Source organism: Stenotrophomonas pictorum JCM 9942 (assembly GCF_001431585.1).
GTDB lineage: Bacteria > Pseudomonadota > Gammaproteobacteria > Xanthomonadales > Xanthomonadaceae > Stenotrophomonas > Stenotrophomonas pictorum.
Map to the genome: position 1 here is coordinate 20,767 of NZ_LLXS01000007.1, position 14,952 is coordinate 35,718.

The following is a 14,952-nucleotide window of genomic DNA, read 5'->3' on the forward strand; positions in this document are numbered from 1 at the left end:
ACTGACCTCGTGCTTCTGCTTTCACTGCGCCCTTTGCCGCCCCTCCCCCGGATCGAGAGAGGGGGGGCCAAACCTACTTTGCGCTCTTGCGCTCGGCGATGAAGGCCTTGATCTGCTGCTCCAGCACCGGCAAGGGCACCGAACCCTGCTTGAGCACGGCGTCATTGAAGGCCTTGAGGTCGAACGCGTCGCCCAGTTCCTTCTCGGCCAGCGCGCGCAGCTTGACGATGGTGATCTCGCCGAGCTTGTAGCTCAGTGCCTGGGCCGGCCAGGAGATGTAGCGGTCCACCTCGGTGGTCACTTCATGCTCGCTCAGCGCGGTGTGGTCGCGCAGGTAGGCGATGGCGCGCTCGCGGGTCCAGCCGTAGTGGTGCACGCCGGTGTCGATCACCAGTCGCGCCGCACGCCACATCTCGTAGGTCAGCCGGCCGAAGTCCTCGTACGGGGTTTCATAGATGCCCATGTCCACGCCGAGCTTCTCGCTGTACAGGCCCCAGCCCTCGCCATAGGCGGAGATGTAGTTGTTGCGGCGGAACTCGGGCTGTTCGCCCTGTTCGGCCGCCAGTGCGCCCTGCAGCGCATGGCCCGGATCGGACTCGTGCAGGGTCAGCGCCGGCAGGTTGTACAGCGGCCGTGCCGGCAGGTTGTAGGTGTTGACCCAGTAGGTGCCCATGCCGCCGCGGCCGGCGGTCCAGAACGGCGCGATATCCGGCGGCACCGGCACGATGGTGAAGCGCGCACGCGGCAGGGTCACGATCTTGCCGATCACCCCGTCCACGCGCTTGGAGATCCACGCCGCGCGCCACAGCAGCTCCTCGGGGGTCTTGGCGTAGAACTGCGGATCGGTACGCAGGAATTCGAGGAAATCGGCAAAGCGGGTCTCCTCGCTTTTCCCGGTGAACCCCAGCTTGTCGATGATGTCGTTCATCTCGCGCTGGATGCGCTTGACCTCGGCCAGGCCCAGCGCATGGATCTGCTGCGGGCTCATGTCCAGGGTGGTGTATTCGCGGATCTGCTGGCGATAGAACGCCTTGCCGCCGGGCATCTTTTCCGCCGCCAGCGTGGTGCGCGCCTGCGGCACATACTCCTCGCGGAAGAACGTCAGCAAGCTGGCGAACGCCGGAATGACGCTGCCGCTGATGGCCTGGCGGGCCTCGGCCTGCAGCTGGGCCTGCTCGGCGGCCGGAATGCTGGACGGCAGCTTCTTCAGCGGCGCATACAACGGCGATTCGGTGGGATCTTTCAGCTCGGCCACCGCGGCGATCGAGCCGTCACGCCCTTCCAGCACCGCCCGCGGCACACTGAAGCCACGCGCCAGCCCGGCACGCATGTTCTGCGTCTGCTGGCCGAAATAGCGCGGCACATCGTTCAGCCGTGCGATGTAGTTGCGGTAGTCCTGCACGGTCTTCATCTCGCGCCGGGCCATGAAGCCCAGGTTCGACCAGAACGAGGAGTCCGAATTGAACGGCATCTCGTAGGCGCGCAGGCGCACCTCGTCGGCCAGGTTCTCGACCTGGTACAGGTAGATGGCGTAGTTGATCCGGTTCTCGGCCGAGAGCGTGGCCGGATCGATCGCCTCAAGCTGCGCGAGCACTTCCTCCCACACCTTCAGCCGCGCCTGCTGGGCCTCGGCGCCCACATCGGGCAGCCGGGTGGCATTGGCCGGGGCATCACCGTCCTCGCTGGCCTCGCCACCGCCGGCCTGACGCCAGGCCCATTCCTTCTCGTAGATCGCCTTGAACTGCTCATCGGCGCTGTACGCGGCCAAGGTGGCCGGCGCCGCGGATTTGGCCGGTGCGGCCTGCAGCGCGGTGGGCAGTGACAGGGCGAGCAGCAGAGCGACGGAGAGCGAGGTTTTCACGAGCAGCGGATTCCCGGATTGCGAGCACCGATCATGGCATCGCAGGCCGCTGCCTGACATGGTTCGAAAGTCCTGCCCGCACCCTCCGGCCGGCGGACCGCCCCATCCGCGTCAGTCGCCGGCCCTGTCCCGCTTCCAGCCGTGATGGCGGATATCCAGCCGCAGACTGTAGAGCGCGGTGAACGCCGGGAACAGGTTCTGGATCACCCCCACCGCGTCCTGCTTGGCGGAAAACAGGAAATAGCTCAGCGTCATCAGGCTGCCCAGCACGCTCATGTACCAGAACAGGCGCGGGATCACCGGCTTGCCGGCGCGGCGCGAGGCCGTGAACTGCACCAGCCAGCGGCCGCCGAACATCAGCGCCCCGGTCAACCCGATCAGCTTCCACGGCGACATGTGCACGCCGGTCCACTCCAGCCAGACCAGCGGCTGGTTCATGAACTCCATGCTCAGACCTCTTCCACTGCGGTGCGCCGGGAGCGCGCGATCAGCCAGGCCACGCCACGCAGGTCGCGGATGCCGACCAGCGCGCGGCCCAGGTTGTTGTACTTGGACACCCCGGCGGTGCGATGGCGATGGTTAACCGGCACGCTGACCGTCTTCCAGCCGGCGCGCTGCATCAGCGCCGGCAGATAGCGGTGCATGTGATCGAAATACGGCAGTTCGAGGAAGGCCTCCCGCTCGAACAGCTTGATGCCGCAACCGGTATCGGGGGTGTCATCACGCAGCATGCGCGCACGGATCGCATTGGCCCATCGGCTGGCCCAGCGCTTGGAGCCGCTGTCCTGGCGGTTGACGCGCCAACCGGCGAACAGTTTCACCGTGGCCGGGGCGGTATCCCGCTCGGCCAGCAGTCGGGGGATATCGGCCGGGTCGTTCTGGCCGTCACCGTCGAGGGTGGCGATCCACGGCGCCCGCGCCGCCTTCACCCCGGTCCGCACCGCGGTGCTCTGCCCGCTCTGGCTGACGTGGTGCAGCACCCGCAGCTCGGGATTGTCGGCCTTCAGCGCCTGCAGCTGCTGCAACGTGTCATCGCTGGAATGGTCATCGACGTAGACGATCTCGAACGCCAGCCGCCCGCGCAGCGCGGCGGTGATTTCACTGACCAGCGAGGCGACGTTGTCACGCTCGTTGAAAACGGGAACAACCACGGAAAGCGCGGGGTGATTCATTACAGGATCCGTAAGGCAGGCAGGGTGATGGGGCATGCGTATTAAGGAAACGGAACAGGCATTCTCCCGGGCCCGACTTAGCACAGCGTGAAATCAGGCGCGCGATCCAGAGCAGGCGCAGCGCCCTGGCAGCGGAACACCCGACGGCCAGATACTGCCACGCCGACGGCGCGACGGGGACGGCGGCTGTAGCGCAGCCAAGCACCGAGGGTGGCCGCCGGAGGTGACAACCGCGGGAAGATAGCGGCGACGATGTCGGAAACATGTGTGAACTCACCCGGCCACCCGGCCTCACCGGTGCCACGTCCGCGGCGGCAGTGGAGGGCAGGGGCGAGGCGCGTATTCAGGGTAATATTTCCCGGTTATGCGACGCCCATGACAGCCGGCCCGGGAGGTTTCCCGGGCGGTGCAATGAAGGGACTTCAGGCGTGTTGTGCACCACCTTCAACGGATCTCGGCTTTGCGTAAGCTCACCTGGCGTTTCCTGCTGCTCACCCTGGTTTTCCTGACCCTGTGCCGGCTCGGACTGGCGCTGTGGCTATGGCCGCGGGTGCAGCCGGCCGGTGGACTGTGGCCGATCCTGTTCGGCGGCTGGCGCATCGATCTGAGCCTGCTGGCCATGGTCTGCGCTGTCCCGGTCCTGCTCTCACCCTGGCTCGGCCACCGGGATTGGCCCACCCGCATCACCGGCGGGTGGTACCGGCTGTGGTGGCTGCTGTTCGTGCTGCTGGAAGTGTCCACGCCGCAGTTCCTCCTGGAATACGACACCCGCCCGAACCGGCTGTACGTGGAGTACCTCAACAGCCCGCAGGAGGTCTCGGCGATGTTGTGGCAGGGCTACAAGGGTGTTCTGCTGCTGGCCACGCTGGGCCTGGCGGTGCTGGGTTGGGCCGGATGCCGCTGGCTGCAGGCGAGGCGCGATGCGGTTTCGCTGAAACCCTGGCTGCGCGCGGTGGCTACCGCCAGCGCCTTTGTGGTGCTGTTCCTGGCCGCGCGCGGCACCCTGGACCACCGTCCGCTCAACGCTTCCAAAGTGGCCTTCAGTGACGATGCGATGATCAACGCGCTGCCGCTGAACTCGCTGTACAACGTGCTGCACGCCATCCGCGGCATGACCGGCGAACGCTCGGCCGCGCAGGTCTACGGCGCGATGCCCGAGCCGGAAATGCACCAGCTGGTGCGCGAGGCCGCCGGCATCGCCGGGCCACCGCTGGATCCGCTGCATCCCAGCGTGCACCGGCAGCAGGCCAGCGCCGCACCGGCCAAACCGCTGAACCTGGTGGTTATCGTCGAGGAAAGCCTGGGCGCGCAGTACATCGGCACGCTGGGCGGGCAGAAGCTGTCACCGCAGTTCGACGCGTTGGCCGAACAGGGCTGGCTGCTGGCACGGGCCTACGCCACCGGCACCCGCTCGGTGCGCGGACTGGAGGCGCTGAGCACCGGTTTCCTGCCCACCCCGGCCGAGGCAGTGCTGAAGCTGCCGCGCAGCCAGAGCGGCTTTTTCAGTCTGGCCGGCCTGCTCGGCCAGTTCGACTACCGCTCGCGCTTCCTCTACGGCGGCGAAGCGCACTTCGACAACATGAAGGCATTCTTCCTCGGCAACGGTTTCGATGAGGTCATCGACCGCCCGCGCTTTGCGGTCAAACCCGGCTTCGTCGGCTCGTGGGGCGCCTCCGATGAGGACATGTTCAACGAGCTGCATCACCGCCTGCTGCACGATGACGGCCAGCCGCGCTTCACGATGGCCTTCAGCGTCTCCAACCACAGCCCGTGGGAATACCCGGCCGGGCGCATCCAGCCCAGCACACCGGCCGCCAGCGTGGAGAACACCGCCCGTTACGCGGACTGGGCGCTGGGCCAGTTCTTCGCCCGCGCCAGGCAGTCGCCGTACTGGGAGAACACCGTGTTCCTGGTGGTGGCCGACCACGATTCACGCGTGTTCGGCGCCAGCCTGGTGCCGGTCAAGCACTTCCACATCCCGGCGCTGATCCTCGGCCCCGGGGTGCCGGTGCGGCGCGACGAGCAGCTCGTCAGCCAGATCGACCTGCCGCCGACACTGCTGTCACTGATCGGCATCAGCAGTACCCATCCGATGCTGGGCGTGGACCTGACCGTGCGCCAGCCGGGCCGCGCGATCATGCAGTACGGCGACAACTACGGCTATCTGCAGGGCGAGCAGTTGCTGGTCCTGCAGCCACAACAGCCGGCCGAGCAGTTCCACTACCGGCGCGAGGGCGAGACGCTGACGCCTGCCGCGGTGGATCCGGCGCTGGCCAGATTGACCTTGGCCCACGCGCTGTGGCCCAGCTGGGCCTACAACCAGCAGCGTTATGCGGTGCCGGCCCGGGAACTGCAGCCCCGGTCAACCCCGCCCGCCCCTAGGCGCCGGCCGGTCGCTGCGGAACGATAGCCCGCCGGCCGGAGCCCTGAAAAACATAGCCGGGAAGTGGCGGGGTTATTCGATTCGAATTGAGGACGACCCGGCCAGCGGTCCGCCCGGTGGCAGCGCTCAACCAGATGCCTACCGGGCGCCTCGACCGCACCTGCTGTCATCGAAACGGCGCCCTCGTACCCGTACCGGCGCGGCAACGCCGGCTCAGGCGGCGCTGCCGAAATACTCGCGGCACCACTGCACCACCGGTGGCAACCCGGTTTCGATCGGGGTGCGCGGCGCGTAACCGAACGCGGCGTGGGCGCGGCGGGTATCGGCCATGGTTTCGACCATGTCGCCGGGCTGCATCGGCCGGTAGATCTTGTGCGCCGGGCGCCCGGCGGCGGTGGCGATCACCTCGATGAAATGTTCCAGTTCCACCGGCGTGTGGTTGCCCAGGTTGAATACCTGGTGCGGCGTGGGTTCGGCCGAGGGCTGCGACAGCGCCCCGAGGATGCCGGCCACGATGTCCGACACATGGGTGAAGTCACGCCGCATGCGCCCCTCGTTGAAGACCTCGATGCTGCGCCCGGCCAGTACCGCCCGGGAGAACAGCAGCGGTGCCATGTCCGGCCGGCCCCACGGGCCATACACCGTGAAAAAGCGCAGGCCGGTGGCCGGCAGACCGTACAGCTGGGCATAGGTGTAGGCCATCAGCTCATTGGCCGCCTTGGTCGCCGCGTACAGCGAGCGCGGCCGGTCCACCCGCTGGTCTTCGGAGAACGGCGGTGTGGCCGAGTCCCCATAGACCGAGCTGCTGGAGGCATACAGCAGGTGCTGCACGCCGCGATGGCGGCACAGCTCCAGCACATTGACGAAGCCCACCAGATTGCTTTCAACGTAGGCGTGCGGATTCTCCAGCGAGTAGCGCACCCCGGCCTGCGCGGCCAGATGGACCACCCGGGTCGGCTGGACCTCGTCGAACAGCGCGGCCAGGCCGTCGCGATCGGTGAGGTCCAGCGTGCGGATATCCACCTGCGGACACAACGCGGCCACGCGGTCACGCTTGAGCTGCGGATCGTAGTAGTCGTTGTAGTTGTCCAGCCCGACCACCCGCTCGCCACGGGCAGCCAGCGCCTGGCAGGTGTAGGCACCGATGAAGCCGGCCGCGCCGGTGACCAGGATGCTCATAGCCTGAGCGGCTCCCGGGCCAACGCCGCCTTGCGCTCCTTGCTGAAGGCCCACCACGGCTGCGGCGCCTCGCCCGCCATGAAGCGCACCACCGACAGGAACACGTCGATCACGCAGGGGTCGTGCTCCACGCCGGTTTTCAGGCACAGCTGCGCGTACATGTCGTAAGGATCACGCCCGCGCAGATGCGCGGGAACCCGGATTCCAATCAGACGGAGATCCTTTTCACAGGCCGGCCCCACATTCGGGAGGTCGGTCAGACGCAGCAAATGATTGCGGTCGACCTTGGTGGGGTTCATTGCGGTAGGTGCACCTCGGAAAAGTGGATGACGTCAGCCCGGCTGACGGACGCGCAGCCGTTCCAGCACGCCATCGAGCGTGTCCAGATCGGTGTAATGGATGACCAGTTTGCCCCGGCCACCGCGGCCGTGGGCGATCGCCACCTTGGTGCCCAGCGATTCGGACAGCTCGGTCTCCAGCGAGGCGATGTCGGCCTGCGGCGCGCTCGGACCCGGCTTGGCCTTGCGCGCGCCCGGCACCTTGCCGGCGGCGAACTGCTGCGCGCGGTGCTCGACTTCGCGCACCGACCAGCCCTCATCGGCCGCGTCCTGGGCCAGTTTGGTGGCCAGTTCCGGCGCCAGCGTCAGCAGCGCGCGGGCATGGCCCATTTCCAGGCGGCGGGTTTCCAGCAGCACGCGCACCCCGACCGGCAGATCGATCAGGCGCAGCAGGTTGGACACCGAAGCGCGCGAGCGGCCCACCGCCTGCGCCGCTTCGGCGTGGGTCAGCGAGAACTCGCTGACCAGCCGTGCCAGCGCTTCGGCTTCTTCCAGCGGATTGAGGTCTTCACGCTGGATGTTCTCGATCAGCGCCATCGCGATGACGGTGCGGTCTTCCAGCTCGCGTACCACCGCCGGCACTTCGTCCAGCCCGGCCAGGCGCGAGGCGCGCCAGCGGCGTTCACCGGCGATGATTTCGTATTTGCCGCCCTCGATCTGGCGCACCAGGATCGGCTGGATCACGCCCTGGGCGGTGATCGACTCGGCCAGCTCGGCCAGCTTGCCTTCGTCCATGTCGCGACGCGGCTGGTACTTGCCCGGCTGCAGGGCATCGATAGGCAGCTTGCGCAGCACTTCCCCCGGCTGCGGCTCGGCCACGGCGGCAACAGAGACCGGTGTCACCGCGCCGCGCGGGCCCAGCAACGCATCCAGCCCGCGGCCCAGACCGCGCTTCTTCGCCGTACTCATCAGACAGCCTCCGCGGCGTGGACGGCCGGTTTGCGTTCGGTGTTGCGGCGGATGATCTCGCCGGCCAGGCCCAGATAGGCCACCCCGCCACGCGAACCGCGGTCATAGCCGACGATGCTCTGGCCATGGCTGGGGGCCTCGGCCAGGCGCACGTTGCGCGGCACGATGGTGCGGAACACGCGGTCGCCGAAGTATTCGACCAGCTGCGCGGACACCGCGTTGGCAAGGTTGTTGCGCACATCGAACATGGTGCGCAGCACGCCTTCGATCTCCAGCGCCGGGTTCAGGTTGATCTTCAGCGCCTCGATGGTTTCCACCAGCGCGCTCAGGCCTTCCAGCGCGTAGTACTCGCACTGCATCGGCACGATCACCGAATCGGCGGCGGCCAGCGCGTTGAGCGTGAGCAGCGACAGCGCCGGCGGGCAGTCGATCAGGATGTAGTCGTATTCCTCGCGGATCGGTGCCAGGGCGCGCTTGAGCCGCTGCTCGCGCTCGCTCTGGTTCATCATCTGGATTTCGGCCGCGGTCAGGTCGATGTTGCCCGGCAGCAGGTCGAAGCCTTCCGGGGTTTTCACCCGCACGTCGGCAGCACTGATCTCGCCCAGCAGCAGATCGCAGGTGGACGCGGCGACCTCACGCTTGTCCACGCCACTGCCCATGGTCGCATTGCCCTGCGAATCCAGGTCGACCAGCAGCACGCGCTTGGGTGCGGCGGCAAGGGAAGCAGCCAGATTGACGGCCGTGGTGGTCTTGCCGACGCCGCCTTTCTGGTTGGCGATGGCGATGATGCGAGCCATGCAGGAGAGCCTCGTAGGCGGGTTGGGACTGGGCATTATGCGGCTAGCGGCGCGCAGGCGGAAATCGGCGCGCGCACCCGCGCGCCGGCAACCACCGGCAAACGGGGCCCGCCGGCACCGCTGACCGCGCGCTCGGAACGCTGCGGCGGAAGCGTGATGACGGTCTCAGCGGCGCTGGACCACCACCAGATGGCGGTCGCCCACCAGCCCGGGTACCTGCAGCGGACGCACTTCCAGCACCTGCCAATCGGCCGGCAACTGGGCGATTTCCTCGTGCGGGTAGACGCCTTTCATCGCCAGCAGCTGCCCTCCCGGCCGCAGCAGGTGGCCACCGACGGCGATGATGCCGGCCAGGGTATCCATCGCCCGGGCGGTGAGGTTGTCGTAGGCGCCCGGCTCCTCCAGCGCCTCGGCCCGGGATTCGGCCACCCGCGCGTTGCCCAGCCCCAGCTTGCGTACCGCCTCGCGCAGGAAGCGGGCCTTCTTGCCGTTGCTCTCCACCAGCGTGACCTGCAGCTGCGGGTGGGTGATGGCCAGCGGAATGCCCGGCAAGCCCGGGCCGGTTCCCAGATCGGCCAGACTGCCGGAATCGACATGCGAGGCCATCGCCAGCGAATCGAGCAGGTGGCGGGTCACCATTTCGCGCGGGTCGCGGATGGCAGTGAGATTGTAGGTGCGGTTCCAGCGCACCAGCAGGGCCAGGTAGGCCAGCAGCGGCGTGGCCAGAGCGGTGTCCAGACCCATGGCCTGCAGGCCGCGCGCCAGATCGGTGGCGACTTCCGGCGGAAGGGAGATGTCATTCATGGGCGAATTATCGCAGGCCCGATGCCGCTTCCGCCGCCTCCCGCCTGGCTGACAGTGAAATAAGGCCCCGAACCATGAGGTTCCACGACCTGCCGGCACCCTGTCCGCGCCGTACGACCGGCGCCCGCGCCCACGACGCCCGGCCTCACAGCGGATACCACGCCAGCGCCGCGCGAAAGTCCGCCGTGGCCTGCCACTCGTGCAGGTGCCAGTGGCGGGCCTGGCCCAGCCCCGGATCGCACCAGGCCAGCACCAGCGCGCCGGCCGCCGTCGGCGCGAACTGCAACTTGTGCAGGCCGAAGGAGATGCCATGCCCGTGCGCCTTGAGCAGCGCCTCCTTGGCGCACCACACGCGGAAGAACCAGTGCTCGCAGTCGGCGTCATCCAGTCCCAGCAGCCATACGATCTCATCGGGATGGAAGAAGCGGCCGATCACCTCGCGCATCTGCCGGCGCGGGCGCTGCTGCTCCAGATCCACGCCCAGCCGCGCGCCCTTGCCCAGCGCCACCAGCAGATGCCCGCCGCTGTGGCTCCAGCCGGTGCCGTAATGGTCCAGCGCGCCGATCAGCCAAGGCCGGCCGCGCTCATCACGGGTCAGCGGCAGCGCCTGCGGTGTCATACCCAGTTCGGCCGCCAGCACCTCACGAGCCTGCGGCTCGCCGCGCGTACCCGGGGTATGCGGCAGCATCCACACCTGCACCGGTTCGAACCGCCAGGACGGCCATGGCCCCCGGTTCATGCTGAATGGAACCGGGCAGGGGTCGACAAGGTTTTCACGGCGCCGCGCGTTGACTGTAGGCCCCGCACCGGCACAGGTGCTTTTAGGCAGGGAGAATCAGGCATGGGCCTCATCATCTGGTTGATCGTCGGTGGCGTCGTGGGTTGGCTGGCCAGTCTCATCATGCGCCGCGATGCACAGCAGGGCATCCTTCTGAACATTGTCGTGGGCATTATCGGCGCGATGATTGCCGGCTTCTTCTTCAGCGGCGGCAGCATCAATGCGGCCATCACGCTGCGCTCGTTCCTGTTGTCACTGGTGGGGGCGGTAATTCTGCTGGCCATCGTCAACCTGTTCACCCGCAAAAGCGTGCGCTGAGCCCGGCGCGCAATCACGGATCGGCACGGCCCGACTGGCAACAGCCGGGCCGTGGCTGATTGCCGGCGCGAACCGCCCCGCTCCGGCCAGGGCCGCAGCCGTCAGCCCAGTTGCACCCATGCCGGGGCATGGTCGCTGGGGCGCTCCCAGGTGCGTGGCTCGCGGTCGATGCCCGCGGCCACCGCACGCGGCTTGAGCGCCTCGGACACCAGGGTCAGGTCGATGCGCAAGCCCAGATCGCGGCGGAAGCCGGCCGCACGGTAGTCCCACCAGCTGAACACACCGGCGGCGTCGTTGTGCAGCCGGAACGCGTCATGCAGCCCCAGGGCCAGCAATTTCTCCAGTGCGCCACGCTCCGCCGCCGAGGTGAGAATGTGCTCCTCGTTCCACACGGCCGGGTCGTGCACATCGCGCGCGTCCGGGGCGATGTTGAAATCGCCCAGCACCACCAGCTGCGGATACTTCTGCAGCTCGGCGGCAATCCAGTCGTGCACCGCCTCCAGCCAGCGCAGCTTGTAGGCGTACTTGTCGGTACCGATATCCTGGCCGTTGACCACATACAGGTTGATGATGCGCACGCCATCGACCGTGCCGGCGATCACCCGCTTCTGCTCGTCCTCGAAGCCGGGAATGCCGATCTGCACGTCCTCGATCGGTTGCCGCGCCAGCAGCGCGACACCGTTGTAGGTCTTCTGCCCGGCGAACACGTTGCGGTAGCCCAGTTCGAGCAGGCGTGTGTCCGGGAATTTGTGGTCCTCCAGCTTGGTTTCCTGGATGCCGACCACGTCGGGGGCGAAGCCGGCCAGCCACTGCTCCAGATGCGGCAGGCGGACGTTGAGCGAATTGACGTTCCACGAAGCGATTTTCATGGCAGTGATTCTAATCCGGCGCCCTCGCAAAGGGAGGCCAGTTCCCCTGCAAAGGGCAACAAAGCCTATCTAGTGAATATTGGGGAATACACTTTTTCAGCGTTCCGATTCGCGCAGACTGCCCGTGGAGATGAGGGGAAGCCATGCGTAGCAAGCTGTTTGTACCCGGCGCACGTCCGGAACTGTTCGACAAGGCGATGGCCGGCCCGGCCGACGCCTTGTCCCTTGATCTGGAAGATTCGGTACCCGAGGCGGGAAAGCAGGCCGCCCGTGAAGAGGTGGCCAGCTTCCTCGCCCGCACCGACATCACCGCCCCCGGCAAGCGTCTCATCGTCCGCACCAATGGCAGTGACAGCCCGCACTTCGCCGCCGATCTTGCCGCCGTGGCTGTGCCCGGCCTGTGGCTGCTGAACGTACCCAAGATTGAATCGGTCGCGCAGATTCGCCACATCGCTGCCGCGCTGGACCAGGCCGAGATCGCCAACGGCGTCACCCGGCCGATCGGCCTGCTGCTCAATATTGAAACCCCGCGTGGCCTGCGCCTGGCCGCTGAGCTGGCCACGGCGCATTCGCGCGTGGCCGGCCTGCAGCTCGGTCTGGGTGACATGTTCGCGCCCAACGGCATTGCGCGCGATCCGGCCAACGTGCACTTCACCCTCTCCGTATTGAAGATGGCCGCCGCCGAAGCGGGTGTGTTCGCCTGCGATGGCGCCTGGCCAGATGTGGCCGACAGTGAGGGTTTCCGTATCGAAGCAAAGATGGCGCAAAGGCTGGGCTTTATCGGCAAAAGCTGCATCCATCCCAGCCAGGTGGCATTGGCGAACGATATCTTCCGCGTTCCCCAGGCGCTGATCGAAGAGGCAGAGCGGATTGTGGCCGCGGCGGCCAAGGCCAGTGACAGCGGCCGCGGCGCATTCCTGTTCGAAGGCCGGATGATCGACCTGCCTTTTCTGCGTCGCGCCGAAGCATTGCTCGCCGCAGCGCGCCCCGTCTCAATCTAGATCGCTTCCGTCGACGTTCGAATTCCTTCTGCCTATCGTGCGGCGGCCCTGTCCGGACCCGCCCACCTTTTACCCGGTCCTTCCATGTCCAGATCCGCGGCCTGCGCTTTCGTCCCCACCCTGCTCCGATACTGCGCACACCCACTGCGCATGATCGCCATCACCATGCTGTTCATGGTCAGCAGTACCGTGGCAGCCGAGAGCCTGACTACGGTAAGCGCCGGCACCCTGCCGCCGTTGCCGGGGAATGTCGCCCCGGAGGAACTGCTCAGCATCGATGGCCGTACCGTGGCGCTCGGCAAAGGTCAGGCATGGGCACTGCGCGCCGACAACAAGGCCTGGGAACTGCTGACGGGCAAGATCGATGCAACGGTACACGGGGCCATAGCCGCAGGCGGACGGGCCTATCTGCTGGAAGGCAGCGCCGCAGGCACCAGCGATCGCCTGCAGCCACTCCAGCTGCAAAAGAACGATCTGAAGAAGGGCAGTGCGGTGCCACTGCCGCTGGCATTGACCTCGACCCATGCCACCGTGCTGGGCGATACGCTGTACCTGAGCGGCAATGACGATACGGGCGCTACCCGTCTGTACAGCCGCAGCCTTGCAGCCTCTGCCACCAGCGCCTGGCAGCCGAAGACCGTCTGGCCGCAAACCGGCACACCCAGCGCGCTGCAGGCCCAGAGAGGCAGGTTGTATGCCGTGGTGGGTGGTGCACAGCAGAACGACCAGTTATGGCGCTGGTCCGCTGAAGACGGCTGGCAGTCGATGCCACCGCTGCAAGGCAAGCTCATCGACGGATCGATGCGCGCCCTGGGCCAGGCCCATCTGCTGATGCTGGTGAAAACTCCAGGCGGGAAGATCCAGGCCCGGACCTTCCACTCGATCACCAGTGCCTGGAACACGCTCGAAGATGCGCCCGCCATTGCCGCACCGCAGGCGATCACCAGCTGGGGCAATGGCCTGCTGTGGGCCAGCACCGGCGCTGGCGGCAGTCAATTCCAGTACGCACAGATAGAAAGCAGCAAACACCTGCTGCGCTGGCTCGACTGGGCAGTGATCATCGTCTATCTGGCAGCGATGCTCGGCATCGGCGCCTGGTTCTATTTCCAGGAAAAACATGGCAGCACCTCCGACTTTTTCGTCGGCGGTCGCAGCATTCCTTTCTGGGCCGCCGGCATCAGCCTGTATGCCACCAACACAAGCTCCATCAGCTTCATCGCCATTCCTGCCAAGGCTTTCGAGACGAACTGGCAGTACATGACCAACAACCTGATCGCCGTTCTGGGCCTGATGTTCGTGGCGATCTGGATCGTGCCACTGTTACGCCGCCTGGACCTGATGAGCGTCTTTTCCTATCTGGAAACCCGTTTCCATCCGACCATCCGCATGCTGGCCAGCGGGCTGTGCATCGTCATGCAGATCGGCAGCCGGATGAGCGTGATCCTGTTTCTGCCGGCGCTGGCGATCTCCACCATCACCGGTATTGATGTGGTCTGGAGCATCCTGCTGATGGGGGTGTTCACCATCATCTACACCACGATGGGCGGCATGAAAGCGGTGATCTGGACCGACTTCGTGCAGGTGTTCGTGATGTTCGGCGGCGCCATCTTCGCCATCGGCTTCATCATCCAGCAGATCAACGGCGGCATGCCGGAGTTCCTGTCCACGGCCATGGCCGAAAACAAGACCCAGCTGTTCGATTTCAGCTTCGATCTGACCAAAGCCACGGTATGGGGCTTCATCTTCCTGGTCGTGTTCGACGTGGTGCTGACGTTCCCCAAAGACCAGGTGTTGATGCAGCGCGTGCTCTCGACCAAGTCCGACAAGGAAGCCGGACGTTCCATCTGGACGTTCGCGGCGATGATGATTCCCGGGGGCTTTGTTTTCTACGGCATTGGCACCGCTTTGTGGGTGTATTACAAGAACAATCCGGAACGACTCAATCCCCTCCTGCCGATTGATGCCACGTTTCCGCTGTTCATCGCGGCCGAACTGCCGATGGGGGTGACCGGACTGATCATCGCCGGTATCTTCGCCGCCGCGATGTCCACGCTGTCGAGCATCATCAACAGCGTCTCCACACTGGCCTCTGTCGACTTCTACGAGAGGCTTAAAAAGAATCCGACTCCCAAGCAGAGCGTCCGGTTTGCCGAGTGGATCGGGGTGCTGGTCGGTTTGATCGCCATCGGTATCGCACTGGTGATGAGCAGGTATGACATCCATTCGCTGTTCGATGTCTCCATCGAACTGGCGGGACTGCTCGGCGGCGGTTTCGCCGGTGCCTACACGCTGGGCATGTTCACCCGCCGTGCCAACTGGCAGGGCGTGGCGATCGGCGTAGCCGGCAGCATTCTCATCACCCTGATTTTCTGGTCGATGAGTCTGGTCCATCCGTACTTCTATCTGGCCATCTCCATCCTGCTGTGCATCGTTATCGGCTATCTGGCCAGCCTCTTCTTCCCACCGCCGGCAGCCTCGCTGAAGGGTCTGACCATCTACAAACAGGACACGGCATAACGACCCCTGGGCGTTGAACCATGACC

14 protein-coding genes are annotated in these 14,952 nt (G+C 66.2%); 4 read left to right on the forward strand and 10 right to left on the reverse strand.

The features are described from left to right. Positions 1–73: 73 nt before the first annotated feature. From ARC78_RS02660 to ARC78_RS02670, 3 genes are all read right to left on the reverse strand, one after another. Positions 74–1,861 (reverse strand): DUF885 domain-containing protein, encoded by a 1,788-nt coding sequence (locus ARC78_RS02660; RefSeq protein ID WP_054657718.1) that lies wholly within the window; start codon positions 1,859–1,861, stop codon positions 74–76. A 111-nt stretch (positions 1,862–1,972) separates the two neighbouring features. Next, entirely contained in the window at positions 1,973–2,308 is a 336-nt protein-coding gene (locus tag ARC78_RS02665; protein WP_054657716.1) for a lipid-A-disaccharide synthase N-terminal domain-containing protein, read from the reverse strand. 2 nt (positions 2,309–2,310) lie between these two features. Further along, entirely contained in the window at positions 2,311–3,033 is a 723-nt protein-coding gene (locus tag ARC78_RS02670; RefSeq protein WP_054657715.1) for a glycosyltransferase family 2 protein, read from the reverse strand. Positions 3,034–3,493: 460 nt separating this feature from the next. Here ARC78_RS02670 and ARC78_RS02675 point away from each other — a divergent pair, with 460 nt between their 5' ends. Then, on the forward strand, positions 3,494–5,443 hold the full coding sequence (locus ARC78_RS02675; RefSeq protein WP_054657714.1) for an LTA synthase family protein: 1,950 nt from the start codon (positions 3,494–3,496) through the stop codon (positions 5,441–5,443). 186 nt (positions 5,444–5,629) lie between these two features. Here the strand turns inward: ARC78_RS02675 and ARC78_RS02680 are convergent, their stop codons facing one another. The 6 genes from ARC78_RS02680 to ARC78_RS02705 form a co-directional block, all read right to left on the reverse strand. Continuing rightward, complete coding sequence (locus ARC78_RS02680; protein ID WP_054657712.1) at positions 5,630–6,595, reverse strand: SDR family NAD(P)-dependent oxidoreductase; 966 nt, start codon at positions 6,593–6,595, stop codon at positions 5,630–5,632. Beyond that, positions 6,592–6,894 carry a helix-hairpin-helix domain-containing protein gene (locus tag ARC78_RS02685; RefSeq protein ID WP_054657710.1) on the reverse strand — a complete coding sequence of 101 codons (303 nt, stop codon included), beginning with the start codon at positions 6,892–6,894 and terminating at the stop codon, positions 6,592–6,594. The genes ARC78_RS02680 and ARC78_RS02685 overlap by 4 nt, the downstream gene beginning before the upstream one ends. Before the next feature lie 33 nt (positions 6,895–6,927). Then, on the reverse strand, positions 6,928–7,842 hold the full coding sequence (locus tag ARC78_RS02690; protein WP_057505670.1) for a ParB/RepB/Spo0J family partition protein: 915 nt from the start codon (positions 7,840–7,842) through the stop codon (positions 6,928–6,930). Next, complete coding sequence (locus tag ARC78_RS02695; RefSeq protein WP_057505671.1) at positions 7,842–8,639, reverse strand: ParA family protein; 798 nt, start codon at positions 8,637–8,639, stop codon at positions 7,842–7,844. The genes ARC78_RS02690 and ARC78_RS02695 overlap by 1 nt, the downstream gene beginning before the upstream one ends. A gap of 165 nt (positions 8,640–8,804) precedes the next feature. Further along, entirely contained in the window at positions 8,805–9,443 is a 639-nt protein-coding gene (rsmG, locus tag ARC78_RS02700; protein ID WP_057505672.1) for a 16S rRNA (guanine(527)-N(7))-methyltransferase RsmG, read from the reverse strand. A gap of 145 nt (positions 9,444–9,588) precedes the next feature. Beyond that, positions 9,589–10,182, reverse strand: coding sequence for a 4'-phosphopantetheinyl transferase family protein (locus tag ARC78_RS02705; protein ID WP_057505673.1), 594 nt, complete (start codon positions 10,180–10,182; stop codon positions 9,589–9,591). 102 nt (positions 10,183–10,284) lie between these two features. Between ARC78_RS02705 and ARC78_RS02710 the strand changes: the two genes are divergently transcribed. Beyond that, positions 10,285–10,539 carry a GlsB/YeaQ/YmgE family stress response membrane protein gene (locus ARC78_RS02710; RefSeq protein WP_054661002.1) on the forward strand — a complete coding sequence of 85 codons (255 nt, stop codon included), beginning with the start codon at positions 10,285–10,287 and terminating at the stop codon, positions 10,537–10,539. Between the two features lie 101 nt (positions 10,540–10,640). Here ARC78_RS02710 and xth read toward each other — a convergent pair whose 3' ends face one another. After that, entirely contained in the window at positions 10,641–11,408 is a 768-nt protein-coding gene (xth, locus tag ARC78_RS02715; RefSeq protein ID WP_057505674.1) for an exodeoxyribonuclease III, read from the reverse strand. A gap of 143 nt (positions 11,409–11,551) precedes the next feature. Here xth and ARC78_RS02720 point away from each other — a divergent pair, with 143 nt between their 5' ends. Beyond that, the gene (locus ARC78_RS02720) at positions 11,552–12,409 is read left to right on the forward strand and encodes an HpcH/HpaI aldolase/citrate lyase family protein (protein ID WP_054657304.1); all 858 of its coding nucleotides are present in this window, start codon (positions 11,552–11,554) and stop codon (positions 12,407–12,409) included. Between the two features lie 150 nt (positions 12,410–12,559). Continuing rightward, positions 12,560–14,926, forward strand: a complete 2,367-nt coding sequence (locus ARC78_RS02725) for a sodium:solute symporter (RefSeq protein ID WP_057505675.1) — start codon at positions 12,560–12,562, stop codon at positions 14,924–14,926. The last annotated feature ends 26 nt before the right edge of the window (positions 14,927–14,952 follow it).

Coding starts and splice junctions, on each gene's coding strand:
- ARC78_RS02665 (WP_054657716.1), bottom strand. CDS start 2,308: ATGGAGTTCATGAACCAGCCGCTGGTCTGGCTGGAGTGGACCGGCGTG.
- ARC78_RS02670 (WP_054657715.1), bottom strand. CDS start 3,033: ATGAATCACCCCGCGCTTTCCGTGGTTGTTCCCGTTTTCAACGAGCGT.
- ARC78_RS02680 (WP_054657712.1), bottom strand. CDS start 6,595: ATGAGCATCCTGGTCACCGGCGCGGCCGGCTTCATCGGTGCCTACACC.
- ARC78_RS02685 (WP_054657710.1), bottom strand. CDS start 6,894: ATGAACCCCACCAAGGTCGACCGCAATCATTTGCTGCGTCTGACCGAC.
- ARC78_RS02690 (WP_057505670.1), bottom strand. CDS start 7,842: ATGAGTACGGCGAAGAAGCGCGGTCTGGGCCGCGGGCTGGATGCGTTG.
- ARC78_RS02695 (WP_057505671.1), bottom strand. CDS start 8,639: ATGGCTCGCATCATCGCCATCGCCAACCAGAAAGGCGGCGTCGGCAAG.
- rsmG (WP_057505672.1), bottom strand. CDS start 9,443: ATGAATGACATCTCCCTTCCGCCGGAAGTCGCCACCGATCTGGCGCGC.
- ARC78_RS02705 (WP_057505673.1), bottom strand. CDS start 10,182: ATGAACCGGGGGCCATGGCCGTCCTGGCGGTTCGAACCGGTGCAGGTG.
- ARC78_RS02710 (WP_054661002.1), top strand. CDS start 10,285: ATGGGCCTCATCATCTGGTTGATCGTCGGTGGCGTCGTGGGTTGGCTG.
- xth (WP_057505674.1), bottom strand. CDS start 11,408: ATGAAAATCGCTTCGTGGAACGTCAATTCGCTCAACGTCCGCCTGCCG.
- ARC78_RS02720 (WP_054657304.1), top strand. CDS start 11,552: ATGCGTAGCAAGCTGTTTGTACCCGGCGCACGTCCGGAACTGTTCGAC.
- ARC78_RS02725 (WP_057505675.1), top strand. CDS start 12,560: ATGATCGCCATCACCATGCTGTTCATGGTCAGCAGTACCGTGGCAGCC.